The organism is Micromonospora sp. NPDC048986 (assembly GCF_040649335.1).
Lineage (GTDB): Bacteria > Actinomycetota > Actinomycetes > Mycobacteriales > Micromonosporaceae > Micromonospora > Micromonospora alfalfae.
In genome coordinates this window covers 71,256-94,491 of sequence record NZ_JBEZFJ010000010.1, presented here as the reverse complement: position 1 = coordinate 94,491, position 23,236 = coordinate 71,256, and the positions used below count along the sequence as shown (strand labels likewise).

Here is a 23,236-nt window from a genome sequence, read left to right as displayed (position 1 = left end):
TCCTCAGGCGGCCCATTGGCCGCGGCTGCGGTAGACGTCGCGCAGCACGCCGACGTGATCGGTCATGATGCCATCCACGCCACGATCCAGTAACTCGTGCATCTGGGCGGGTTCGTCGATCGTCCAGACGTGCACCTGCAGGCCGATGCGGTGGCAGTAGTCGAGGAACCTGCGGTCCACCACCGGCACCCGCCCGTAGCGCGGCGGCACCTGCGCGGCGACCACCGACGGCGGCAGCCGCAGCGGACGCCCGTGCAGGGAGGCAAGCCGCAGCCGGGCGACGCCGCGCATGCCCAGGCTGGTGGCGACGCGTCCCCCGGTGAGCGCGCGCAGCCGGGTCAGCCGGGCGTCGCTGAACGAGGCGAGCAGCACCCGGTCGCCGGCGCCGGCCCGGGTCACTGTCGCGACGGTCGGCGCGACGCCGCCGTCGGCCTTCACGTCGATGTTGAAGCGGACCTGCGGCCACGCCCCCAACACCTCGTCGAGCCGGGGTACGACGGCGGCGCCGCCGACGCGTACCGAGGCGAGGTCGGCCCAGCTCATGTCGGCGATGCGTCCCGCCTCACCGGTGACGCGTTGCAGCGTCGGGTCGTGGAAGATCACCGCCACGCCGTCCGCTGTGGCGTGCACGTCGGTCTCCACGTACCGGTAGCCCAGCCCGATGGCCCGGGCGAACGCCTCGGTGGTGTTCTCGTCGCCATCGGCGGCCCCGCCACGGTGGGCGAACGCCAGCGGCGCCGGCGCGTCGAGGTAGCCAAATCGGGTCAACACGCGACGCAGTATGCCCTCGGTTGGTGGCCGGCGGGTGGCCGGCCGGCGTCTGTCGCCCGCCCGCGCCGCCGCCCCGCCTGGTGATCGACTCGGATTCCTGAAAGTCGCGGTGTCCGCGGCGCGGGCCTGCCCCAGTTCTCAGGAAACCAAGTCGATCTTCCTGCCTGTCTCAGCTCCAGTCGGTGTGGTAGCCGTCGTGGCGCAACAGGTCCAGCAGTTCGGCGTCGCCGGGCCGGTGGACGTGGGTGAGAGCGGCGGTCAGCTCGTCGACCCCGACCGGGTCCGGCCCCTGCACCTCGATCGCCCGCACCCTGGCCCCATCGGCGCGATAGAGCGCGACGGACGCATCGCTGTTGTCGGTCTCGTGGGTCACGATCAGCGTGCTCCCGCCGCCCAGATCGGTGCAGGTGCGCAGCCGCGGCGAACCGCAGTCGACGCCGTCGGGCAGCCCGCTCGTGGGTTGCGGCACGCGGAGGCGCCAGAGCACCGGCACGGCCCGACCGTCGGCGGTACGCAGCGGGTAGGCGACGTCGAGGCCGCCACGCTCCAGCCAGCCGACGACGCCGGGCCCCGTCGCGCCGTCGGGGAGCAGCAGTTGGTCGCGGGGCCACGGTGCGGATCGGGTCAGGTCGGCGAGGTCCCGCCGGTCCTTGGCCTGGTGGTACGCCGGGCGCAGCCCGGCGTAGCCGATGCCACCGACGGCGAGGAGTACCACTGCGATGAGAACGAGAGAGCGGCGCGACACGTGATCATTGTCCCCGTCGCCGGTGCGGCCCAGGTGCGCGGGCACCTGAGCCGTACCGGTCAGCGCTCCAGGAGCCGGAGCGTCTCGTCCCAGAGACGGTCGGCGTTGTTGTCACCGGCGGCGGTGTCGCGGACGGCCAACGTCACCTCGGCGCCGGCGTCGGCCAGCGCCCGGGCGGTCTCAAGGCCGATCCCGGACGCGCCGCCGGTGACGACGGCCCGCCGGCCGGTGAGGTCGACGCCGTCGAGCACCTCAGCAGCTGTCGACTGGGCCTCCAGCAGGTCGTTGAGGTCGCGGGCCATCTGGGTGTCGACGTACGAGCCCATCAGGGCGTCTAACGCGTCCATCGGGAGTGGTCAGGTCGAGCGGCGGCGGTGCGCCCGGGTGAGGTCGCTCGGGCGGCCGGGGTCGACGTGGCGGGGCAGGTCCGGCTCGTCGGGGCGCAGCGGCGCGAGGGTGTCGGTGAGGGCGTCGATGATCCGGTCGGTGGCGCGGCGGGCCGCACCGGGGTTGGCGGCCCCCGTCTCGCCCAGGTCGACGGGGGTGCCGAAGTGCACCCGGATCACCGGACGGCGCCACAGCGAGCGGGCGATGCCGCGCAGCATTCCACGGGGCGCCCGGTAGGGCAGCACCTCGTGCGCGCCCCACTGGGCGACCGGGACGACCGGAGCGCCGCAGGCCAGGGCGAGGCGGGCGGCACCGGTCTTGCCGCGTTCGGGCCACAGGCCGGGGTCCAGGCCGATGCGCCCCTCGGGGTAGATGAGGATCACCGAGCCGCGCGCCACGGCCGTGGCGGCGTCGTCGAGGGCTCGGTGTACGGCGCTGGTGCCCCGGTCGACCCGGATGTGCCCGGCGTGGCGCATGGCGGCCCCGAACACCGGGACGCGGAACAGGCCGGCGGTCGCCATGATCCGCGGGGCGATGCCGCGGGTCTGGCAGGCGGCGGCCATGACCACCGGGTCGAACGGGCTGATGTGGTTGGCGGTCAGCACCAGCGGGCCGCGACGCAGGTGCGCCGGTACGTCGCCGGTGACCTCGAGGCGGGCGAGCAGGCCTACCAGGCCCCGGGTCAGCAGCATTGCCATGCGCCAGATCAGTGGCGGCTGCCAGGTGGTGTGTGCGGTGTTCATCAGCGCGCCATCGTCGCACGCGTCGGCGGGGCCGCGAGGGCGGGTCGGGTGATCAGGGTCATTGGTCCCGGGTGTGTTCGGGCCGCCCGGCCCTGCCCAATCGTCTACGACGAGCAGTAGTATTTACTACGTCTCGTAGTACGGATGGTTGGGGGATTTCAGGTGGACGCGTTGGACGTTGCCCGCTGGCAGTTCGGTGTCACCACCGTCTACCACTTCCTTTTCGTGCCGCTGACCATCGGCCTCTCCGTGCTGGTAGCCATCCTGCAGACGATGTGGCACCGCACCGGCAACGAGCGCTATCTCAAGCTCACCAAGTTCTACGGCAAGCTGTTCCTGATCAACTTTGCCATGGGCGTGGTCACCGGCATCGTGCAGGAGTTCCAGTTCGGCATGAACTGGAGCGACTACTCCCGCTTCGTCGGCGACATCTTCGGCGCGCCCCTGGCCATCGAGGCGCTCGTCGCGTTCTTCCTCGAATCCACCTTCATCGGCCTGTGGATCTTCGGCTGGGACCGGCTGCCCAAGCGGGTGCACCTGGCCAGCATCTGGGCCGCCGCGATCGGCACCAACCTCAGCGCGTACTTCATCCTCGCCGCGAACTCGTTCATGCAGAACCCGGTCGGCTACCGGATCAACCCCGACAGCGGGCGCGCCGAGCTGACCGACTTCCCGGCCGTGCTGACCAACAAGGTCGCCCTGATCACCTTCCCGCACACACTGGCCGGCTCGTTCCTGGTCGCCGGGTCGCTCATCGTCGCGGTCGGCCTCTGGCACGTCATCCGCAACCGCGACTCCGCCGACACCGGCGCATACCGCTTCGCCACCAAATTCGGCTCCTGGGTGGTCCTGGTCGCCTCCGCGGCCGTGCTGTTCACCGGCGACATCCAAGGCAAGATCATGACGGACGTGCAGCCGATGAAGATGGCCGCCGCCGAGGGCCTCTACACCACCGAGAGCCCCGCCTCCTTCTCCGTGCTCACCATCGGCAGCCTGGACGGCAGCCGCGAGGTGTTCGCCCTCAAGATCCCGTACCTGCTGTCGTACCTGGGCACCGGCGACCCGAACGGCACGGTGCACGGCATCAACGACCTCCAGGCCCAGTACGCCACCCAGTACGGCGCGGGCAGCTACACCCCGATCATCCCGGTCACCTACTGGAGTTTCCGCTTCATGATCGCCTTCGGGATGGCGGCCGGCGCGATCGCCCTGCTGGTGCTCTGGAGCCAGCGCAAGGGCCGCACCCCGAGCAGCAAGTGGCTGCTGCGCGCCGGGCTGGCCATGCCGGTGCTGCCGTTGCTGGCCAACTCCTTCGGCTGGATCTTCACCGAGATGGGCCGCCAGCCGTGGATCGTCTTCGGCGAGATGCTCACCCGCAACGGAGTGTCCCGCAGCGTCTCGCTGGCCGAGGTGCTCACCTCGTTCACCGCCTTCACGCTGATCTACGCCACCCTCGCCGTGATCGAGGTCAAGCTGCTGCTGCGCTACGCCAAGGCCGGCGTGCCGGACGTCAACGAGCAACCCCCCACCGACGACACCGACGACGCCGAGCGCCCGCTCGCCTTCGCCTACTGATCACCGGAGCCTGCCGTGGACCTCACCACCATCTGGTTTCTCCTCATCGCCGTGCTCTTCACCGGGTACTTCATCCTGGAGGGCTTCGACTTCGGCGTCGGCATGCTGCTGCCCGTGCTCGGCCGCGACGACCGGGAACGCCGCGTCCTGATCAACACCATCGGCCCCGTCTGGGATGGCAACGAGGTGTGGCTGATCACCGCCGGTGGCGCCATGTTCGCCGCGTTCCCCGAGTGGTACGCCACCCTCTTCTCCGGCTTCTACCTGCCGCTGCTGCTGATCCTGCTGGCCCTGATCGCCCGGGGGGTCGCCTTCGAGTACCGGCACAAGCGCCCCGAGGCGTCCTGGAAGCGCCGGTGGGACGCGGCGATCGTGGTCGGGTCGCTGCTGCCGGCGATCCTGTGGGGCGTCGCCTTCGCCAACATCCTGCGCGGCGTGCCACTGGACGCCGACCACGAGTACGTCGGCGGCCTGCTGGACCTGCTCAACCCGTACGCCCTGCTGGGTGGCGCGACCACCCTCGCGCTGTTCCTCACCCACGGCGCGGTTTTCCTCGCCCTCAAGACCACCGGCGACATCCGGGAGCGTGCGGGCGCGCTCGCCGTGCGCCTGGGTGTGGGCGCCGCAGTGCTCGCGGTCGGGTTCCTGACCTGGACGTTGAGCATCCGCTCCAGCGCGGCCGCCGTCGTGCTCGCCGTCGGCGCGGCCCTCGCCCTGCTCGGTGCTCTGGCCGCCGCCCGGGTACGCCGAGAGGGCTGGGCCTTCACCGGCACCGCCGTGGCGATCGGGCTGGCCGTGGCGACCCTGTTCGCGGCGCTGTTCCCGAACGTGCTGCCCTCCACCCTGGACGCTGCCGGCACGCTCACGGCCACCAACGCCGCGTCCACCCCGTACACCCTGAAGATCATGACCTGGGTGGCGGTGATCTTCACCCCGATCGTGCTGGCCTACCAGGGCTGGACGTACTGGGTGTTCCGCAAGCGCATCGGCGTGGCCAACATTCCGCAGCACTGACCGTGCGTGGCCCCCACCCCGCCGATCTTGCGGTTTCGGTTGCTGAAATACGAGCAATGCCCCTTATGCCGTAACAGCAACTGCAAGATCGCGGGTACGGCGCGGTCGATCATGGAGTTGTGGTGCCTGGTTTGGCGTGATCACGGGTGCTGTGGTGTCCACCAGAACTCCATGATCGGCGGGAGCCGGGGGGCGGCGGCATGCTGGGCGAAAATCGGCGGTCGGCGCGCAGCCGCCCCGCTACGGTGTGCCGATGCCCGCCACTGTGCACGTACGCGAACTCACCGCCGACGACCTCGACGCCGCCTGGGAGCTGGGCCGGTTCGCGTTCGGCTCCGACCCGCAGCGGCCCGCGCACCACAGCGCCACAGTGCCCGGCCTGACCCGTTACGGCGCGTTCGACGACAGCGGTCGGCTCGTCGGGAAGGCCGTCGACCTGTGCCACGACCAGTGGTGGTCGGGCCGGGTGGTGTCGGCCGCCGACGTGGCCGGGGTGGCGGTCGCTCCCGAGGCCCGCGGCCGGGGCGTGGCCCGTGCCATGCTCACCGCCCTGCTGTGCGGCGCACGTGAGCGCGGGGCGGCGGTCAGCGCCCTCTACCCGACCGTCGCCGCCCCGTACCGGGCCTGCGGGTGGGAGGCCGCCGGTGTGCTGCGTACCGTGAATGTGGCCACCGCCGCGCTGCCTCGGCACCGGCCCTCCCCGGACCTGGCGGTGCGGGCCGGTACGCCTGCCGACCTGCCCGCCGTCGCCGACCTGTACGAGCGGGTCACCCGCCACCGCAACGGCATGCTGACCCGCCGGGGTGAGTTGTTCGACTTCTTCGCCGCCGACGGGGGCCTGCCCGGTGACGGCCTCACCCTCGTCGAGGCCGACGGCGAGCTGGTCGGTTACGCCACCTGGCAGCGGGGCCGCGGCTACGGGGCCGACTCGGTGCTCACCGTCGACGAGGCGCTGGCCGTCACCGCCGACGCGGCTCGGGAACTCGTCGGGGTGCTGGGCAGTTGGGCCAGCGTCGCGCCGACCCTGCGGCTGTGCCCGCTCGACGGGGACGCGGTCAGTCGCCACCTGCCGTTGGAGTCGGCCCGCGAGCACGAGCGGGACCTGTGGATGCACCGACCGGTCGACGTGGCGCGGGCGGTGAGCGCACGGGGGTGGCCCGCCCACGCCCGGGGCGCCGTCGACTTCCATCTCAGCGACACGCTCGCCGACTGGAACTGCGGCACCTGGCGGTTGGCTGTCGCCGACGGCGCCGCCGAGCTGACCCCGGTCGGCGGCGAGGCCGACCTGCGGTTGGACGTGCGCGGTTTCGCGCTGCTGTACGCCGGGGCGGCGCAGGCCCGCTCGGTCGCGCAGGCCGGGCTGCTGCACCACAGCCCGGGTGTCGACCCGGCCGCCCTGGACCTGCTGGGCGTTGGAGGCCCGGCGCAGTTGCTCGACTACTTCTGACCGACCAGGTCCAGCGCTTGGGCCGCTGACAGGTTGGTGCTGACCGACCGGCCCGGCGCGTGGGCCGTTGACAGGTTGGCCGGATCCAGCCGGGCCCGCGCCGTCGGGTTCTTGCCGCTCAGGTCGGGGTCGCGGCCAGTTCGGCGTTGGCGCGCTGAGTGACCAGGGCGAGCGCCCGGGCGGCGGCGCTCGCCTCGTCGGCGGGGATGTCCGCGTAGAGGCGCGCGCTGATGTTCGCGACGGCGTCGGCGATGTGGGCCTGCACGGCATGACCTGCGTCGGTGAGCCGCAGCCGTGGTGTGTCGGCATCGTGGTCTGCCTGGGCGAGGTTCGCGTCGACGAGAGTGGTGAGCACCCGTTGCACCTCCTGCTCGTCGACCTTGAGGGTGCTGGTGATCCGGTGCGTGAGGTGGGCGCGTTCGGCCGGGCCGTTGGCGAGGACGTTGAGGGCGAGCAACTGGTTGAACTCGACGCCGAGGGGAGCGGTGGCCCGTTCGAGCAGGGCCCGGGTGGCGTAGTGGGCCTGGCCGATGACCTGGCCGTTGAGGGTGGGGACGGTGGACATGACGCCTCCTTCAACACGTTGGTTGAACCAACGTTGGTGCTGCCAACGTAACATCCGATCGTGGGTCACGCCAACGATTCTTGATAGGCTGCGCCGCATGGACAACACGGCCCCGCAGTCACCCGCCGGGCTCAGCACCACCCCGAGCTGGCTGCTCAACCAGACCGCCGGTCACGCCACCCGCCTACTCAGCGAGGGGTTCGCCGCGCACGACCTGCGCGGCTACCACTACCGGCTGCTCGCCACCCTGACCGAGGGCGGGCCCGCAAGCCAGGCCGACCTCGGCCGGCGCTGCGGCATCGACCGCAGCGACGTGGTGGCCACCATCAACGACCTGGCCGGCCGAGGGCTCGTGGTGCGGGCCCCCGACCCGGCCGATCGCCGCCGCAACGTCATCAGCGCCACCGACGCCGGCGCCGAGGCGGCCCGCCGGATGGGCGCGACCCTCGAGCGCGTCCAAGCCGACCTGCTCGCCCCGCTGTCCGCCACCGAGCGCAAACAGCTGACGCGACTGCTCACCCGACTGCTGCACCACCACAGCCGACACTGACCCGGCTCAGCGGGCCTCGCGCAGCTCCGCCAGCCGGGCCTCGATCTCGGCCAGCTCCGCGCGCAGCTTCTCGGCCTGCTGCTCCGCCTCGGCCCGCTCGGTGCCGAGGATCTGCTCCACCGCCTCCTGCACCCCCGGCACGTCGACGAGAGCCACCATCTTCAACGCCTCCGCCGGCTTCACCACGTACGGCTTCGCCAGCGCCTTGCTGCCCTGCTGCGCGGCGACGGTCCACTCCCCGTCGCCGTACGCCAAGGTCACGGTGAGGCCCGCGGGGCCCTTCGGCTTGACGGCCTTGACCGCCCGCCGCGCCGGCGGCTTCTCCGTCTGCTCCACCTTCGGCTCCTCCTGTCGCTGCGCGGGCACCCGCGGCGTGTCCAACACGAACTCCGGCGCGGCCACCGCTGGCGGCTCGGGCTCGGGCTCCGGCTTCGGCTCCACCACCCGACGAGTGACGCCCTTGGGCGCCACGGCCAGGTCGGCGGGGGAGAACGGCAACTCGTCGCGGCCGAAGCGCACCACCACGAACTCGTCGGACACCTCCGGGTCGGTCAACTCGATCACCTGACCGACCTGACCGGCGATCTGCCCCGCCGCAGCGGTGAACACCACCCGCGGTTTACGCCCGGCCGCCAACGACTCCCGGATGCTCTGCACCTCGCTAGTGGACAAACCCTGGCCGGCATCCATCACAACCCTCTTCCGTACACCTGTTTGATTGCTGTCTTGATACCAGCCGGCTGCGACACCCGCCGCACGGGGCTCGCGCCCACTCAGCCGCCCAGCGCCCGCAGCGCCCGGTCCGCGTGCTCGTTCATGCTGACCTCGCTGTGGATCACCTCGATGATCCGCTGGTCGGTGCCGATGACGAACGTCATGCGCTTCATGCTCAACGGCCCCAACGGCACCCGCCGCTTGACCCCGAACTGCTGCGCCACCGCGCCGTCGACGTCCGACAGCAGCGGATAGTCGAAGCCGTGCAGCTTCGAGAACTCGGCCTGCTTCGCCACCGGGTCGCGGCTGATGCCCACCCGCGTCGCGCCCAGCGCGGTGAACTCCGCCGCGAGGTCGCGGAAGTGGCAGCTCTCCGCCGTGCACCCCCGGGTCATCGCCGCCGGGTAGAAGAACAGCACCACCGGCCCGGCCGCCAGAAACTCCGACAGCCGCCGCGGCGTGCCCGTCTCATCCGGCAGCTCGAAATCCCGCACCTCGTCGCCGACACCCACACCCGCCACCGCGCACCTCCGTCGTCTGATCGACCGCGCGGTGAGCGTAAGCGATCACGCCCAGAGCGCCGCCACCTCATCGGCCACCACGTCGGCCTGGGCCCGTCCGGCCCGCGCCGCGCCCGCACGCCGGGCCGGGTCCAGCACGTTGCGGCCGATCGCCGTGCGCGCCGCCGCGTCCGGCGTCAGCACCACCACCCGCGACCCGGCCGCCCGCAGCGCGTCCACCTGCGCCGACAGCCGTGGCATCGGCCCGAACGCCGATGACGTCGGCGCGAGCACCAGCACCCTGCGCGCGTCCGCCGCCAGGTCCGCGTTCACCGTCGAGCGCATCCCACCGTCAACGAAGCGGCGCGCGCCGATCGTCACCGGCGGCCACACCGCGCAACTCGCGCCCACCGCGTCCACCAGGGACACCCCGCTGTCGCTGTCGAACACCACGAACTCACCGGACGACGCGTCCACCGCCGTGATCAGCAGACGCTGCCGCGGCCACTCCCGGACCGGCAGAAGGGCCTCGATCACCGGCCGTCGCGTCGCCTCAGACTCGGTACGCGCCGCCACCGCCATCGCTCCGATCCGGGCTCGCGCGCGCACCGCGTCGCGGGTCCGCCCACCGGCCCAGATCAACCGCGCCAGCGTCGCGAAACCCAACCGTGCCGCCAGCGCACTCGACGGCGGCGCCAACTGCTCGCTGTAGAAACGCTCGACGGGCAACCCGGAGCACACCTGCGCGCCGACCACCGAGCCCGCCGACGTGCCAACCACCAGATCCGCCCCGGTGACCGGCACGCCCCGTTCGACCAACCCGGCCAGCAGCCCCAACTCCCAGGCCACCCCGGTCACCCCGCCACCGCCGAGCACCAACGCCCGCTGCATGTGACTCTCCTCTCGACGACCGACCCGCGCCGGTCACGGTAGCGTCGGCACGACCATCGCGCAGGCGTCAGACTCCCCGGGGAGGCACCGTGGCACCCGTTACCGTCATCACCGGCGGCGGCCGGGGCATCGGCGCGGCCACCGCCCGCCGGCTCGCCGCCGCCGGTCACCACGTCGCCCTGTGCTACCGCCGCGACGAGGCCGCCGCCACCGCCGTCCTGGCCGACCTGCGGGCCGCCGGCGCACAGGCCGTCGCGGTACGCGCCGACACCACCGACCCCGAGCAGGTGCACGCCCTGTTCGACGCGGCCGCCGAACTCGGCCCGCTCACCGGCCTGGTCAACAACGCCGGCGTCACCAGCCTCATCGGGCCGTTCACCGAGCTGCGCGTCGAGGACCTGCGCCGGGTCGTCGACGTCAACCTCGTCGGCTACGTCCTCTGCGCCCAGCAGGCCGCCCGCCGGCTCACCGACGGCGGGGCGATCGTCAACGTCTCGTCGGCGGCCGCGACCCTCGGCAGCCCGGGGGAGTACGTGCACTACGCCGCCGTGAAGGCCGCCACCGACACCCTCACCGTCGGCCTGGCCAAGGAACTCGCCCCGAAGGGCATCCGGGTCAACGCGGTCGCCCCCGGCATCGTGCGTACCGACATCCACGCCGACTCCGGGGTGCCCGACCGCGCCGAGTCCGCCGTCGGTCGCATCCCGCTGGGCCGCGCCGGCGAACCCGACGAGATCGCCGCCGCCATCGCCTGGCTGCTCGGCCCGGACGCCTCGTACGCCACCGGGACCGTGCTGCGCGTCTCCGGCGGTCTCTGACCACGCCTTCACACGGTCGGAGACCGCCGGATCCGGCTCAGTGGGTGAACAGCTTCGCCGCGGTGACGACGGTCTGGGCGACCCCGTAGCCGAGCAGCGCCGCCACCACCAACCAGGAGATCCACAACCGGGCCTGCTGCCCGGGTCGGCTGTCCTCACTCATCGCGTACCACTCCTCTGCGCCGTCGTGTCCTCGTCCAGGTCCCGATCCGTGTTCTCATCCGTGCTCCGCTGCGTCGACGGTTCGTGGTAGCGCTGCGGGACCGGCCGCACCAGCAGGTTCGCCACGAAGCCCACGGCCAGCACAGCCACCATCGTGAACAGCGCCGGACGGTAGGCCGCGGCGGTCAGCGAACCCGGCTCGCCCTGCGCGTCGAGGAACCCGTTGACGATCAGCGGACCCGCGATCCCCGCCGCCGACCACGCGGTCAGCAGCCGACCGTGGATCGCACCGACCTGAAAGGTGCCGAACAGGTCCCGCAGGTACGCCGGCACTGTCGCGAAGCCACCGCCGTAGAACGACAGGATCACGCAGGCCAACAGCACGAACAGGGCCGTGGAGGTCTGCCCGACGAGGGCCAGCAGCGCGTAGAGCACCATGCCGACACCCAGGTACACCAGGTAGATCGGTTTGCGGCCGATGAGGTCCGAGGTGGACGACCACACGAACCGCCCGGCCATGTTGAACAGCGACAGCAGACCCACGAACCCGCCGGCCGCGGCGACGGTCACCGCCGAGGTGCCGTTGTCGCGGAAGAAGTCCTGGATCATCGGGCTGGCCTGCTCCAGGATGCCGATGCCGGCGGTCACGTTGCAGAACAGCACCACCCACAGCAGCCAGAACGAGCGGGTCTTCACCGCGTTCGCCGCCGACACGTTCGCCGTGGTGACCAGCGGCTTCGCCGCCACGCTCGCCGGGTCGAAGCCGGCCGGCCGCCAGTCCTGCGCCGGCACCCGCACGTTCGCCACCCCGAACATCATGATCACGAAGTAGCCCAGGCCGAGCGTCACGAACAGCCACACCAGGGCGCTGCCCGACGCCGTCGACCCCGCGTTGGCCGGGTCGTAGCCGGCGTCGTAGAACGACAACAGTTGCCGCGACAGGGGAGAGGCGACCATCGCCCCACCACCGAACCCCATGATCGCCAACCCGGTGGCCAGCCCCGGCCGGTCCGGGAACCACTTGATCAGGGTGGAGACGGGGGAGATGTAGCCGATTCCCAGCCCGATGCCGCCGAGCAGCCCGTAGCCCAGGTACAGCAGCCACAGCTGCTTCGTGGCGATGCCCAGTGAGCCCACCAGGAAACCCGCCGCCCAGAAGCAGGCCGAGACGAACATCGCCTTACGCGGTCCGTTCGCCTCCACCCAGGTTCCGGCGACAGCGGCGGACAACCCGAGCATCACGATCGCGATGCTGAAGATCACCCCGATCGCCGTCTGGCTGGTGTCGAAGTGGGCGATCAGGGAGTTCTTGTAGACGCTTGTGGCGTAGACCTGACCGATGCAGAGGTGGATGGCCAACGCGGCCGGGGGGATGAGCCACCGGCTGTAGCCGGGCGGCGCCACGGTGTGCCGACGATCGAGTGCGGAAAGCATGCGTTGCTTCCTCTCCGATGAGGACGAGAAACGTCGCCCCCAACGTGCCCGCACCACTCGTCAGCGGCAAACCTCGCCGTCGCCGGACGGTCGTTCCGCTGAGCTGAGCGGTCACTCAGCGCCCACGGCGGCCCTGTGATCGACTCGGCTTCCGACAGTCGGGGCATCGCGGCGACCCCGACACCGCGACATGCCGGGAGACCGAGTCGGTCACTCCGCCGTCGGCTCGGGCCGCGACTACCGCAGGGCCGGCAGGTGCCAGCCGCCGGCCAGCGCGTCGGCGTCCGCCGGACCCCAACTGCCCTTGTCGTACGACTGCACCGCCGTCGGCAGATCGAGGATCGGCTCGACGATGCGCCACTCCTGCTCGATCGTCTCGGCCCGCGCGAAGCGCAGGTGCTGCCCGTCCATCGCGTCGTCGAGCAACCGCTCGTACGCCTCCTGCCGACGACCGAAAGCCGAACCGAAGTCGACCGACAGATCCACCGGACGGCTCGCCACCTCGGCACCCGGGCTCTTCGCCTGGATCGACATCGTGATGCCGTCACCACGCCCGAGGCGGAAACGCAGCAGGTTCGCGGCCCTCGCCGTGCCCCGCTCGGCGGGGATCAGCGAACGCTGCGGCTGCTTGAACTCGACCACGACCTCCGTCGCCGTCCCCGGCAGGGACTTACCGGTGCGCAGGTAGAAGGGCACGCCCGCCCAGCGGGGTGAGTCGACAGTCAGCCGGGTCGCCACGAACGTCTCCGTGTTCGAGTCCGCCGCCACGCCCGGCTCGTCGCGGTAGCCGGCGTACTGCCCCCGGACGGTGGACTGCGGCGACAGCGGCGCGATCTGCCGCAGCACCCTGGCCTCCGCCTCCCGGAACGCCTCGGTGTCCTCGCTGGCCGGCGCCTCCATCGCGACGAGCGCCACGACCTGCAGGATGTGGTTCTGCAGCACGTCCCGGGTCGCGCCCACGGTGTCGTAGAAGCCGGCCCGACCCTGGGTGCCGAACCCCTCGGCGAGGGTCACCTGGATGTTGTCGATGTGCTCGTTGTTCCACAGCGGCTCGAACAGCCGGTTGGCGAACCGGAAGGCGTAGAGACCCTCGACGGCTTCCTTGCCCAGGTAGTGGTCGATGCGGAACACCCGCTCCGGCGCGAACGCCGCGCGCAGGGTGCGATCCAGTTCGCGGGAGGACTCCAGGTCACGCCCGAACGGCTTCTCCACGATCACCCGACCCCGGTCGGCCAGACCCACTGACGCCAGGCCCTCGACGACGGAGCCGAACACCGCCGGAGGGATCGCCAGGTAGAAGACCGGCTGCTCGGCGTCGCGCAGCCGCTCAGCCAGCCGCTGGTACGTCGTCGGGTCCGCGTAGTTGCCGGAGATCATCGAGAGGTTGTCAGCCAGCCGATCGAAGGTCTCGTCGTCGATCTCGTCATTGGCCTCGGTGACCGACTTGCGTGCCATGGTGACCAACTGCTGATCGTCCCAGGCGGAGCGGGCCACGCCGATCACCGGAACGTCGAGGCGGTCGCGCCGGGTCAACTCGTACAGCGCCGGAAACAGCTTCTTCGAGACGAGGTCACCCGTGACGCCGAACAGCACTACCGCGTCTGAGCGCATGTGCATGGCACTTCCCATTCGATCATCCGAACCTGATCTTCCGAACGGACAACGGCACGACCCACTCCGGGAATTCCCCAGCGTGCGGCGTACGTGAGGTCGGCGACAACACTGTCTCGACGAGCCCTTATGTTAAGGAAGGTTTACAGTACAGGCGAAACGCCGGTAGCCTGCGACTCTAATCGACGAAGGTCGATCATGACGAGGCCTGGAGGTACCGTGCGTCGCCGACACACCACCACACGGCTGCTGGCCATAGCCGCACTCGCGCTACCAGTGATCCTGCCCGCCACGCCCGCCGCCGCAGCACCCACCGCACCATCCCGACACCTCAGCGACGTCATCCCCGCACCGGTCGAAACCCACCCCGACGCGCACGACACGTTCCGGATCACCCCCCTGACCGTCATCCGCACCAGCCCCGGCTCAGCCGCCGCCTGGCGCGTCGGGCACCAACTCGCCACCACACTGCGCCCCGCCACCGGCCACGCCCTGCCCGTCCTGCCCGTACGCTCCACCCCGCTACCCGAGATCGCCCTGCTCATCGGCGGCGCCGACACCCGCATCGGCCAACAGGGCTACCAACTCGACGTCACCCGCCGCAGCATCACGATCCGCGCCAACACCCCCGCCGGACTGTTCGCCGGCACCCAGACCCTGCGCCAACTGCTCCCCGCCGAGATCGAGGCACCCAACCGGCAGCGAACCACCTGGACAGTCCCCGGCGGACGAATCATCGACTACCCACGCTTCGCCTACCGGGGCGCGATGCTCGACCTCGCACGCCACTTCCACACCGTCGACGACATCACCGCGTACGTGGACCTGCTCAGCCAGTACAAAATCAACTACCTGCACCTGCACCTGACCGACGACCAGGGCTGGCGCATCCAGATCGACTCCTGGCCCCGCCTCACCACCGTCGGCGGCGGACCCGGCACCGGAGTCGACGGCGTCGGCCCCGGATACCTCACCAAGGCCGACTACAAGGCCGTCGTCGCCTACGCCGCCGCACGACACATCACGATCATCCCCGAGATCGACATGCCCGGGCACACCAACGCCGCCCAGTCGACATACCCCGAACTCAACTGCGACGGCGTCGCACCGCCCCCGCGCACCGACATCGCGGTCGGCTACAGCTCCCTCTGCATCAACGACGAACTCACCTACCGCTTCGTCGAGGACGTCATCCGCGAACTCGCCGCCATCACCCCCGGACCATTCCTGCACATCGGCGGCGACGAAGCCCACGCCACCACCGACGAGGACTACCGCACCTTCATGAACCGGGTCCTGCCCCTGGTCGCGAAGTACGGCAAGCGCGCCTCCGGATGGAACGAGATCACCCAGGCCGACCTGCCCACCGACGCCGTCGCCCAGTTCTGGGGCACCGGCACCACAAACGCCAGCCTCGCCGCAGCCGCCGCACGCGGAAACAAGATCATCATGTCGCCGGCGAACAAGGCCTACCTGGACATGAAGTACGACGCCAACACCCGCCTCGGCCTGCGCTGGGCCGGCCTGATCGAGGTGTCCGACGCCTACGGCTGGGACCCGGTCACCCGGGTCACCGGCGTCGGCGAGAACGCCATCCTCGGCGTCGAGGCCCCACTCTGGTCCGAAACGCTACGCACCCTCGACGACATCGAATACATGGCCTTCCCCCGCCTACCCGCGATCGCCGAACTCGGCTGGTCCACCCCCGCCAGCCACGACTGGGAATCGTTCCGGACCCGGCTGGGGGAGCAGGCACCCCGCTGGCGACTGCAACAGGTCAACTTCTACCCGTCCCCACAGGTGCCCTGGCTCTGACCCGCACCCCCGGCGCACGCTGTTCGTGGGCACCGGCCGACCCGGCCGGTGCCCACGACGATCAGCGACCGCAGACGGTGTCCAACGCCTTCAGCGGCGGGTCGAGATCCGGCGCCTCCACCTCGGTGGCCTTCGGACCGGCCAGGTGCTTCTCGACGCCCAAAGCCAGGGTCTCCAACGCCGTACGCACCTGCGGATCGGCAGCGGTCGGCGCCGCCGTCCGGAGGTCCTGCAACAGCGCGGTGTAGTGACCACGAACCTTCGTGCCCGCCTCCTTGGCGCTGACCGGCTTGTCGATGGCGGCGATCGCATCGTCGGCCATCGCGACGTAGTGCTTCTTGACAAAAACGAGACTGGCGTCGCAGACCTGCTTGCTGTTCGCCGCCACGTCGACGGTCGGGCTGGGCACCACGGTCGGCGTCGGCGCGGCGCTCCCGGCGCTCTCCTTCTCCGCAGGCTGGCAGCCCACAACGAGACCGACGGTCGCGACCAGGCCAACGACAATACGGACAGACTTACTCGTCAAAGTGTTCCCCCGTGGTGATGTGCGGCCCCACCGTTCGCGGTGAACGAGCGGCGGCCAGAACGCACCACTGTAGACATCACCCGCCGACACCGCACACCGCTTTCACCTCCGGTGTCCCAGCCCGACCTCGCCGGGCATGAGACGTTGGAGCACCCAGCAATCTCCAGCGAGGACTCCTCCATGCACCTGGCATACGACCAGTCAGCGGACACCGGAGCAGCAGTGGTGTGCCTACCCATGTTCCGCATGAGCCGCGCCGCCACAGCCGCCGCCCTCAGCCCCGCCCTCGCGGGCACCGGCCTGCGAGAGATCTACCTGGACCTGCCCGGGCACGGAGACACCCCCGCGAACTGCCCACCCACCTCCCAGGCAGTGCTGGAAACCGTCTGCGCCTGGCTTGACCACCACGTCGACGCGCCGGTCCTGCTCGCCGGCGGCTCCTACGGCGCGTACCTTGCCGCCGGCATCGCCCGTCAACGACCCGACCTCGTCCGCGGCCTGCTCCTCGTCTGCCCCGGCGTCACCATCGCCCGCGACAGCCGGGACCTGCCCGCCGAACCACCACTCGAAGCACCCACCGGCTGGCTCGACGCCGCTCCCGCCGCCCTGCACGCCCACCTCGACGCCGCCCTGGGCCACCGCACCCCAGCCGTCGTCGCGACGGTGCTCGCCGCACTGAACTCCGGCGGCCCCGGTGACCCGACATTCCAACAGGAGTTGCAGAGCGCCTCCAACTACGCGCTACCCGACGAGACCGCCAAGGTCGTTTTCGACGGCCCGGTCAGCGTGATCACCGGCCGGCAGGACCGAATCGTCGGGTACGCCGACCAGTTCCGCGCCATGCGCCACTACCCGCGCGGCACCTACACCGTGATCGACGCGGCCGGACACTACCTGCCGTACGAACAACCCGCCCTGCTGCGATCACTCACCCAGGACTGGCTGCGCCGCACACGCATCTGACAACCGAGCTGGGGGAGCGGACCTTGTCCGCACGAACTGACACTGGTCAATGTCCGGTGCGGCGCCGATCAAGACGGCACCTCCTGGGTCGACCTCGCCACCGCCAGGCACCTGACGCTGCGTGAGCGCGTCAGCAACGAGATCCTGCTGTACGGCACCGGGCTGGGTGAAGGTGTGTCCAGCCATCCGGCTCAACGCGCCTGACGCGAACGGCAACACCTGATGCCCTGGGCAGGGCGCGCCCGTCAGCGAGCGCGAGGCTGTCGACCGGCGCTGGCGTGACGCCTGGGCCAGGTGGGCCCGATACCGCCTGTCACTTCTCAGTTGACCTAGGCCACGCGGGCGGCCCTTGATCTGCAGTGGCCCAAGTTAGTGAGAATCCCTGAAGAGTTATGGCTCTCATTATCTCGGGCCAGGTGCAAGCTTTCTCGTTATATCGGGCCAAGCGCGGACTTCGAGTCCCAGGGCTTCGGATCGAACAGGTTCGGGCTCTGGGGAGCAGGGCTGCCTGTGCGGCCGGAGCAAGGTGGTGAATTGCAATGGTTGTGGCTTCTGACGGGATGAGTTTGAAAGGTCGGTGAGAGTCGCTTCGCAGTGGCGGTCGATCGCATCACGCACTACGCCACCGGGGGTTCGGCTGCCTCCACCCGCCTACGCCCGCACGGCGGCCGGCAGCCGCAACGTCACCCTCGCCGGCTACGAGGCCTACCGCCTTCGGTGCTGACGACTACGCGACGACGTCCACGCCCGTCCGCGCAAGATTGCGTCAGAGCACGAGAGACCCGCGGGAGCGGGTCTCTCGGCGGGCGCGGGAGCCCGTAGGCGTCCTGCGAGACCACTTTATCAGTGGGCTTTACCTCACGCGCGAAGTCGTCACCAGCAGCAGCCACTCGATGACGAAGGGAGCCGCTCGTAGGGAGAGGTCAGTTTGGTCTTAGCTCTAGAGTCCAGGGTTCGGTCCGGGTGCGGGAGCGATGCTGGTTCTGATAATTATGCTTGCGCTCCCAGGGGATGGTGAGGTGCATCGGCTGCGGGGTCATACAATTGCAGCACTCCGGCGGTGCCCAGATACAGCCGGCGCAGAGTTCGCTCGCCGTCGGGGTCAGCGGGCCCGGTTGGGTTTCGCTCGTGGTTGATCCATGAGGCGAGTCCACCGTGGCTGTAGCTGGAGGGGTGCGCTGGACGTTCCCTGAGGATTTCGTCGTAGAAGCGGAAGCGGTCCGCGATCTCGATCGACGTGGCCATGCGACGCCAATACGGTGAGGAGATCACGGACAAGATCGGGACGACCTCGGGGTACTGTGCCGCGTAGCCGTAGGACAAGGGTAGGAATTCCGCGTGCTCGCGGGCGTGCAGGCGCCGCATGCGCTCGTTGCGTGGGGTCAAGGCAAACGGGTTGCGCGAGCCCCAGTGTTCGATCGCGCAGGCGTCGGAGAAGTAGTAGCGCACGCGGGGGTAACCGCGGCGGCGGTTGAGCCGCTGCAGCCGCACCTGCGCCTGGACAATCTCGGGCATGTCGGCCACGTCGACCTGGTCGGCTGATTGTGAGACACCGTTGCCGACCCATAGCTGGTGACGGACGCAGACGTTGTAGTCGCATCGTGCCCAGATCGTCACGGGGCCGGTGGTGCCCGCGCACCGTCGGCATAACGGATGCCGCCGGTTGGGGTAGCTGCCGACGACCTGTCCAATCATCGGCGGCGCGTAGCGGTACGGGACGCGTTGGCGGATCTCCGGCAAGGCGTAGGCCAGCCGCGGCTCGGCGAATCCGGTGACCGCCGCGAGGGACTCCGACGCGATGACGCCGCGGCGGCTGCCCTGGCGCCGCGACGTGAGGTGGGTCGCGAGGTCAGCGCGGGACAGATAGTTTCTCGCCGCGAGTCGGCCGATGTATGACTCGAGCGTCTCGTCGTGTACCGGGGGGATGCGTCGGGGCAGCCGCCGCAGCTGCGGCTGCCCCCAGCCGGCGGTCGCCGGGATCATTGTCGCGAACCCGCGCGGCGGGCGGAGGATTCGGCGGCGTGGTCGATGCGCACCGCGTCCATCGCGTCCCGCGAGATGGTCTCGGTTCCGTCGAGGATCGCACGTATCGCCGCGGCGCGGATGAGGTGCGACAAGCTGCCGATCATGCCCCTGGTGCGCTGGTGCAGGTACTTCGCCGACGCGGTCAGCGTGCCGGGCTTGTGGTGGTGCAGTCGCAGCGCACTTTCCATGCTAGCGACGAGCTGTTTCCACTCGTTGTGGTGGGGAAACGGGCCAGTGTTGACCAGGACGCAGCGTCCTGCGAGTTGCCGGCCACGTACGCCGGTGAACATCCCGGACCGTTCGATGTCCATGCCGGCGTAGATGAAGGTCGCGGGCAGGTGCTCGGTGAGGTACTTCATGTGGTCGGAGTGGTCCTCGCCCGCGGTGGTCGCCATGTTGATGTTATGAAGCTCATCGACGATGACGATTTCGCATCGAACGTCGATCAGGATCCGACAGACGGCGTCGGCGATGTCGGTGGCGTTGGCACGAGACGTGACTCTGGGCAGGCCGAGGAACCGCGCGAACTCCATTGCCAGCTTCCGCGGCGAGCCTTTCGGAGGTGCTGTCACGTACACCACGGGGATGCGTTCGGTGTCGGGATGCCGGGCTCGAGTGCGCAGTTCGTGGAGCCGGCCGAGCTGTTTGATGGCCGTGCTCTTGCCGGTCGCCGCCGCACCGGAGACGATCAGCCCGCGGCGGGCGCCGTTCTCCCGTTGGTTGAGCAGCGCCAGCAGCCGGCCCTGGTTGGTGATCTCGCGAATCGCGGACGTGGTGACCACCACCAGTTCGGCGTGATACGCGATCCGCGCCTCGTCATAGATCAGACGTTGCTGCGCAGTCAGCGCCGACCAGTCGCCCTTGGGTAGCAGGGCAACGTCGGCGGGATCGGCTTCGACGAACCGCTGCCAGCCTTCCACGGTGGTGGTGGGTTGCGGTCGGTCTTCCAGTTGGCTGACGTCGTTCAGAAACTCCACCTGCGGGCCTCCTCGCGGGCGTCGAACAGCGGCAGGGGGATCACCTCCGCCAGCGGTTCAGGGTCGTCTTCACGAGCGGCGGGAACGGCGTGCGCCGCGTCCTGTTGCTCGGGCGGGTTCGGGCGCGGGCCTGAGGGTGTGTTCGTGGAGCGAGTGCGTCCGGCGACGCGTCGATCCCGTGGCGTGGTGGCCTTTGGCTCGGGGCCTTGTTCGGCCCGGTCGAGCAGTTGCGCGGCGGCCGCGGCGATCTGCGCCTCGGTGGCGGTGTCTTCGCCGCGGCGCCGCAGGATGTTGCGGGCGTGCTGCCAGGCCACGTCGCCGAACGGCATCGGGGCAGTGCGCAGGTGCTTCCAGCCGACGGTGATCCAGCCGCCGTCTCGGTGGTTGCGCACCCAAATGCGGGTGACGTCGTACGGGTCGAAGTGGACCTCCCACCGCCCGTCCCTCGCGATGACCCCTGAGTCTTCGCCGCGCAGGCTGTACTCGTCGAGCGCGTTGTCGTCGTAGGTGCGTCGGTTGAGCTTGATCCCGGCGCGACCGATCCTGTTCCAGGAAACTGGCAAGAGTTCAACGTAGTCGTCAGCGTTCAATGCGACCGGCACGTAACCGGCGACCTCGACCAGAGCGGCATACTGCTCGTTGGGCGTCAGGGCTGTGTCCGGGGCCAGCGGGTTACGCAGCCCGTCATGCGGCCGGTTTTGCCAGACCGTGACGATCCATTCGTCCAGCAGTGCCTGCAGCTCAACGATGGACCACACCGCGTTCTTCTCGGCGCTCTTGCCTCGGTGTTCGACGCTTCGCCCGACGTAGCCGGCGACGTACTGGGCAAACAGGGTGCCCACGGAGTTGAAGCTGCGCTCGACGGCACTGTTCTCCCACGGCGAGCCCAGGTGGGTGGGCTGGAGGTTGATGCCCATCGCCCGACAGGCGGTGCGGAACGTCTGCGACACGTACGCCTTACCGTTGTCGCAGACGATGGTTTCCGGAACGATCACCGGCCGGGCGGCGGCGTGCGTCAGCTGGTCGTCCAAAGCGGTGAGGCGACGGTGCGGCAACACCGACCGTGACATGCGTACCGCGTCGACCCAGCCCGGGCGCATCGGCTCCGGTGTCAGCGCCCGCGCCAGCAACACCGCCGCATCGGCGGCTTTGGTTGTGGGCCGCAACACCGCCGCCGGAATGCTGCGGGTGGCCAAGTCCACCAGCCACGTCAGCTCCGCCCGGTCGATCACACCGTTGTCCAACACCACCCGTACATCAATCGGTGTGGAATCGATGTGCACCCACTGGCCGGGGCGCAGCGCCGACACCGACCCGAACGGCCCCTTCGGGGTCTTTGCCAGCGACCGGCGGGTCTTGGCCGAGCCGAACGTGTGTCTGCCCTGCGCCAGTCGACCTACCAAGCGGTAGAACGTCGCCGTCGACGGCAGCGCCGGAGCGGTGTTGCCGTGCTCGGCGGCCAGGATCTGCGTGACCCGCCGCGCCAGCCTCTTCACCGTTCCCGTAGAGCGGTTGGTCTCCTCGTCGATCGCCTGCGCCGTCGCGTCGACAACCCGCTGGTCAACTCGTCCGGTGGGGCCAGACACCCGCGCATAGCGCTGGTCGACCAATCCCCACAGGCCTTGCCTTTCGTACGCCGCCCGCAGCCGTTTGATCGTGGTGAAGCTGACCGAGTGACCCGCCGCCCGCAGTTCGGTCAGCTTGGCTAGCTCACGCTGGCGCAGCGTATGCCGGCGCGGATCGTAGCCAGATTGTGGCGTCGAATCGTGTGCCGCATCCGGCGCCACGCCGGTCAGCAGTTCGATCAGGTGCCGCTCCCACCACCGCGCACGCGCCATGACTGGCTCGGGCACGACCTCGAGCATCCCAGCCGGGGGCAGGGGAGCGGCGCCGCGCGGCGTGGAGACCCATTCCAGATCGCGGCCGGTGAGCACCTCGCCCAGCGGCAGGGTTGTCTGCGCGCCGATGACGTCTTCTAGCCGCACTCCGCTGCCCGTCACTGACGCCACCGTGTACCGCGCCCCTCGTAGCCGAACCTCGTCACCAGCGCGCAGCATCCGCGGTCGCGACACCCCTGCCATCAGATGTCGCCGCCGTGCACCAGCGATTCCGCGCCGATGGGTGCGGCGTCCAGGTCGGTGTGCAGTAACTGTCGCCAGAGCAGATGAAACAGCGTGGGCAGCACGGCGATGGGATCCCCGACCTGACGCGCGCCGTCCATTAGCGCCGCACCCTCGGCGAACACCCGTAGCAGGCTGGCCGTCCACCGCGCGTCGAGGCAGCGCGGATGCCGATAGCCCGACAGCCAGCGCAGGTTCGCTGTCCGCACCGGGTCCATGACGTCGACGCGCCACACCGTCCAGCCGACCTGCTGGCACGCGTACACGATCGGTTCCACCATCGGCTGCTCGCCGCGTCCGCGGCGACGCTGCGACCGCACCTCGATCACCACTGCCGTACCGTCGCGTAGCCGCGCGAAGAAGTCCGGTGTGTGGGTGACGGTCTTGTCGTCGCGCTGCCACGTCAGGCGCAACGGCCGTGACACCAGCGCCATGACCGTCGGGTCGAAGTCCCACGCCATGACATGATCCCGCTGCAGCCACGATTCATAGCCGACGTGATCCGCGGTCGTGGCGAACCACCACAAACCCGCGAAACCCTTCGCGCCCCGCTTCGACCGGGTCGCGTCTATCGGGCGAGCAGCCTCGAACGGCCGCATCCAGCACTGGTCCAGCGGCTCCCTGCGGTCCTGCCCGTCATCGCCGACAAAGCTGACGTCGACCTGCCCCGCCGCCACACGCCCCTGCCCCAAGGCGGCAGCGTGCGAGCGTGACATGCCGGTCCTACCGCGACCCGTGACATTGAAACCGCCCAGCGCGCGTCCGTGACGAGGCTGCTACGACCGCGAGAAGCGCGGCGGCCGGGCCGACTGGAGGTCCGGCGACGTCATCGTCGTTGATCAGTCGAACGTGCACGGCCCCACCTCCCAGCGTCGAGGAGCCC

The 23,236-nt window shown here is 70.1% G+C and carries 22 protein-coding genes and 1 pseudogene; 7 read left to right on the top strand and 16 right to left on the bottom strand.

The window, feature by feature from the left end:
- Positions 1-3 precede the first annotated feature (3 nt).
- The 4 genes and pseudogenes from AB0B94_RS21030 to AB0B94_RS21015 form a co-directional block, all read right to left on the bottom strand.
- Positions 4-771 (bottom strand): glycerophosphodiester phosphodiesterase, encoded by a 768-nt coding sequence (locus AB0B94_RS21030; RefSeq protein ID WP_357282464.1) that lies wholly within the window; start codon positions 769-771, stop codon positions 4-6.
- A 169-nt stretch (positions 772-940) separates the two neighbouring features.
- Complete coding sequence (locus AB0B94_RS21025; RefSeq protein ID WP_357282462.1) at positions 941-1,516, bottom strand: hypothetical protein; 576 nt, start codon at positions 1,514-1,516, stop codon at positions 941-943.
- A gap of 98 nt (positions 1,517-1,614) precedes the next feature.
- A pseudogene (locus tag AB0B94_RS21020) lies at positions 1,615-1,818 on the bottom strand (SDR family NAD(P)-dependent oxidoreductase); the annotation flags it as partial.
- A gap of 54 nt (positions 1,819-1,872) precedes the next feature.
- A complete protein-coding gene (locus tag AB0B94_RS21015; protein WP_357282460.1) occupies positions 1,873-2,646 on the bottom strand; it encodes a lysophospholipid acyltransferase family protein in 774 nt (257 codons plus the stop codon).
- Between the two features lie 162 nt (positions 2,647-2,808).
- Between AB0B94_RS21015 and AB0B94_RS21010 the strand changes: the two genes are divergently transcribed.
- The 3 genes from AB0B94_RS21010 to AB0B94_RS21000 all read left to right on the top strand — a co-directional run bounded on the left by AB0B94_RS21010 (position 2,809) and on the right by AB0B94_RS21000 (position 6,682).
- Positions 2,809-4,221 (top strand): cytochrome ubiquinol oxidase subunit I, encoded by a 1,413-nt coding sequence (locus AB0B94_RS21010; protein WP_357282458.1) that lies wholly within the window; start codon positions 2,809-2,811, stop codon positions 4,219-4,221.
- 15 nt (positions 4,222-4,236) lie between these two features.
- The gene (gene cydB, locus AB0B94_RS21005) at positions 4,237-5,235 is read left to right on the top strand and encodes a cytochrome d ubiquinol oxidase subunit II (protein WP_357282456.1); all 999 of its coding nucleotides are present in this window, start codon (positions 4,237-4,239) and stop codon (positions 5,233-5,235) included.
- 253 nt (positions 5,236-5,488) lie between these two features.
- Positions 5,489-6,682 carry a GNAT family N-acetyltransferase gene (locus AB0B94_RS21000; protein WP_357282453.1) on the top strand — a complete coding sequence of 398 codons (1,194 nt, stop codon included), beginning with the start codon at positions 5,489-5,491 and terminating at the stop codon, positions 6,680-6,682.
- Positions 6,683-6,800: 118 nt separating this feature from the next.
- On the opposite strand, the gene AB0B94_RS20995 is transcribed toward AB0B94_RS21000, so the two are convergent.
- Positions 6,801-7,247 carry a hypothetical protein gene (locus tag AB0B94_RS20995; protein WP_357282450.1) on the bottom strand — a complete coding sequence of 149 codons (447 nt, stop codon included), beginning with the start codon at positions 7,245-7,247 and terminating at the stop codon, positions 6,801-6,803.
- Between the two features lie 97 nt (positions 7,248-7,344).
- On the opposite strand from AB0B94_RS20995, the gene AB0B94_RS20990 reads away from it, so the two are divergent.
- Positions 7,345-7,797 (top strand): MarR family transcriptional regulator, encoded by a 453-nt coding sequence (locus AB0B94_RS20990; protein WP_357282447.1) that lies wholly within the window; start codon positions 7,345-7,347, stop codon positions 7,795-7,797.
- Between the two features lie 6 nt (positions 7,798-7,803).
- On the opposite strand, the gene AB0B94_RS20985 is transcribed toward AB0B94_RS20990, so the two are convergent.
- The 3 genes from AB0B94_RS20985 to AB0B94_RS20975 form a co-directional block, all read right to left on the bottom strand.
- Positions 7,804-8,487, bottom strand: coding sequence for a hypothetical protein (locus AB0B94_RS20985; protein ID WP_357282444.1), 684 nt, complete (start codon positions 8,485-8,487; stop codon positions 7,804-7,806).
- A gap of 83 nt (positions 8,488-8,570) precedes the next feature.
- Positions 8,571-9,032 carry a peroxiredoxin gene (locus tag AB0B94_RS20980; protein ID WP_357282442.1) on the bottom strand — a complete coding sequence of 154 codons (462 nt, stop codon included), beginning with the start codon at positions 9,030-9,032 and terminating at the stop codon, positions 8,571-8,573.
- Positions 9,033-9,077: 45 nt separating this feature from the next.
- On the bottom strand, positions 9,078-9,902 hold the full coding sequence (locus AB0B94_RS20975; protein ID WP_357282439.1) for a patatin-like phospholipase family protein: 825 nt from the start codon (positions 9,900-9,902) through the stop codon (positions 9,078-9,080).
- An 89-nt stretch (positions 9,903-9,991) separates the two neighbouring features.
- On the opposite strand from AB0B94_RS20975, the gene AB0B94_RS20970 reads away from it, so the two are divergent.
- On the top strand, positions 9,992-10,720 hold the full coding sequence (locus AB0B94_RS20970) for an SDR family oxidoreductase (RefSeq protein WP_357282437.1): 729 nt from the start codon (positions 9,992-9,994) through the stop codon (positions 10,718-10,720).
- Positions 10,721-10,757: 37 nt separating this feature from the next.
- Here the strand turns inward: AB0B94_RS20970 and AB0B94_RS20965 are convergent, their stop codons facing one another.
- From AB0B94_RS20965 to zwf, 3 genes are all read right to left on the bottom strand, one after another.
- On the bottom strand, positions 10,758-10,883 hold the full coding sequence (locus AB0B94_RS20965) for a hypothetical protein (RefSeq protein WP_256442137.1): 126 nt from the start codon (positions 10,881-10,883) through the stop codon (positions 10,758-10,760).
- Complete coding sequence (locus tag AB0B94_RS20960; protein ID WP_357282434.1) at positions 10,880-12,316, bottom strand: OFA family MFS transporter; 1,437 nt, start codon at positions 12,314-12,316, stop codon at positions 10,880-10,882. The genes AB0B94_RS20965 and AB0B94_RS20960 overlap by 4 nt, the downstream gene beginning before the upstream one ends.
- 237 nt (positions 12,317-12,553) lie before the next feature.
- Positions 12,554-13,933: a glucose-6-phosphate dehydrogenase gene (gene zwf / locus AB0B94_RS20955; protein WP_357282430.1), complete on the bottom strand. Its 1,380-nt coding sequence runs from the start codon at positions 13,931-13,933 to the stop codon at positions 12,554-12,556.
- Between the two features lie 213 nt (positions 13,934-14,146).
- Between zwf and AB0B94_RS20950 the strand changes: the two genes are divergently transcribed.
- The gene (locus AB0B94_RS20950; protein WP_357282427.1) at positions 14,147-15,742 is read left to right on the top strand and encodes a beta-N-acetylhexosaminidase; all 1,596 of its coding nucleotides are present in this window, start codon (positions 14,147-14,149) and stop codon (positions 15,740-15,742) included.
- 61 nt (positions 15,743-15,803) lie between these two features.
- On the opposite strand, the gene AB0B94_RS20945 is transcribed toward AB0B94_RS20950, so the two are convergent.
- Entirely contained in the window at positions 15,804-16,268 is a 465-nt protein-coding gene (locus AB0B94_RS20945) for a hypothetical protein (protein WP_357282425.1), read from the bottom strand.
- Positions 16,269-16,448: 180 nt separating this feature from the next.
- Between AB0B94_RS20945 and AB0B94_RS20940 the strand changes: the two genes are divergently transcribed.
- Positions 16,449-17,231, top strand: coding sequence for an alpha/beta hydrolase (locus tag AB0B94_RS20940; protein WP_357282422.1), 783 nt, complete (start codon positions 16,449-16,451; stop codon positions 17,229-17,231).
- 990 nt (positions 17,232-18,221) lie between these two features.
- Here AB0B94_RS20940 and AB0B94_RS20935 read toward each other — a convergent pair.
- The 4 genes from AB0B94_RS20935 to AB0B94_RS20920 form a co-directional block, all read right to left on the bottom strand.
- Positions 18,222-19,214 (bottom strand): TniQ family protein, encoded by a 993-nt coding sequence (locus AB0B94_RS20935; protein WP_357282419.1) that lies wholly within the window; start codon positions 19,212-19,214, stop codon positions 18,222-18,224.
- Positions 19,211-20,233, bottom strand: coding sequence for a TniB family NTP-binding protein (locus tag AB0B94_RS20930; protein ID WP_099853615.1), 1,023 nt, complete (start codon positions 20,231-20,233; stop codon positions 19,211-19,213). Before AB0B94_RS20930 ends, AB0B94_RS20935 begins: the two co-directional genes overlap by 4 nt.
- Positions 20,221-22,233, bottom strand: a complete 2,013-nt coding sequence (locus AB0B94_RS20925) for a Mu transposase C-terminal domain-containing protein (protein WP_357282415.1) — start codon at positions 22,231-22,233, stop codon at positions 20,221-20,223. The genes AB0B94_RS20930 and AB0B94_RS20925 overlap by 13 nt, the downstream gene beginning before the upstream one ends.
- An 80-nt stretch (positions 22,234-22,313) precedes the next feature.
- Entirely contained in the window at positions 22,314-23,069 is a 756-nt protein-coding gene (locus AB0B94_RS20920; RefSeq protein ID WP_357282412.1) for a TnsA-like heteromeric transposase endonuclease subunit, read from the bottom strand.
- Positions 23,070-23,236 lie beyond the last annotated feature (167 nt).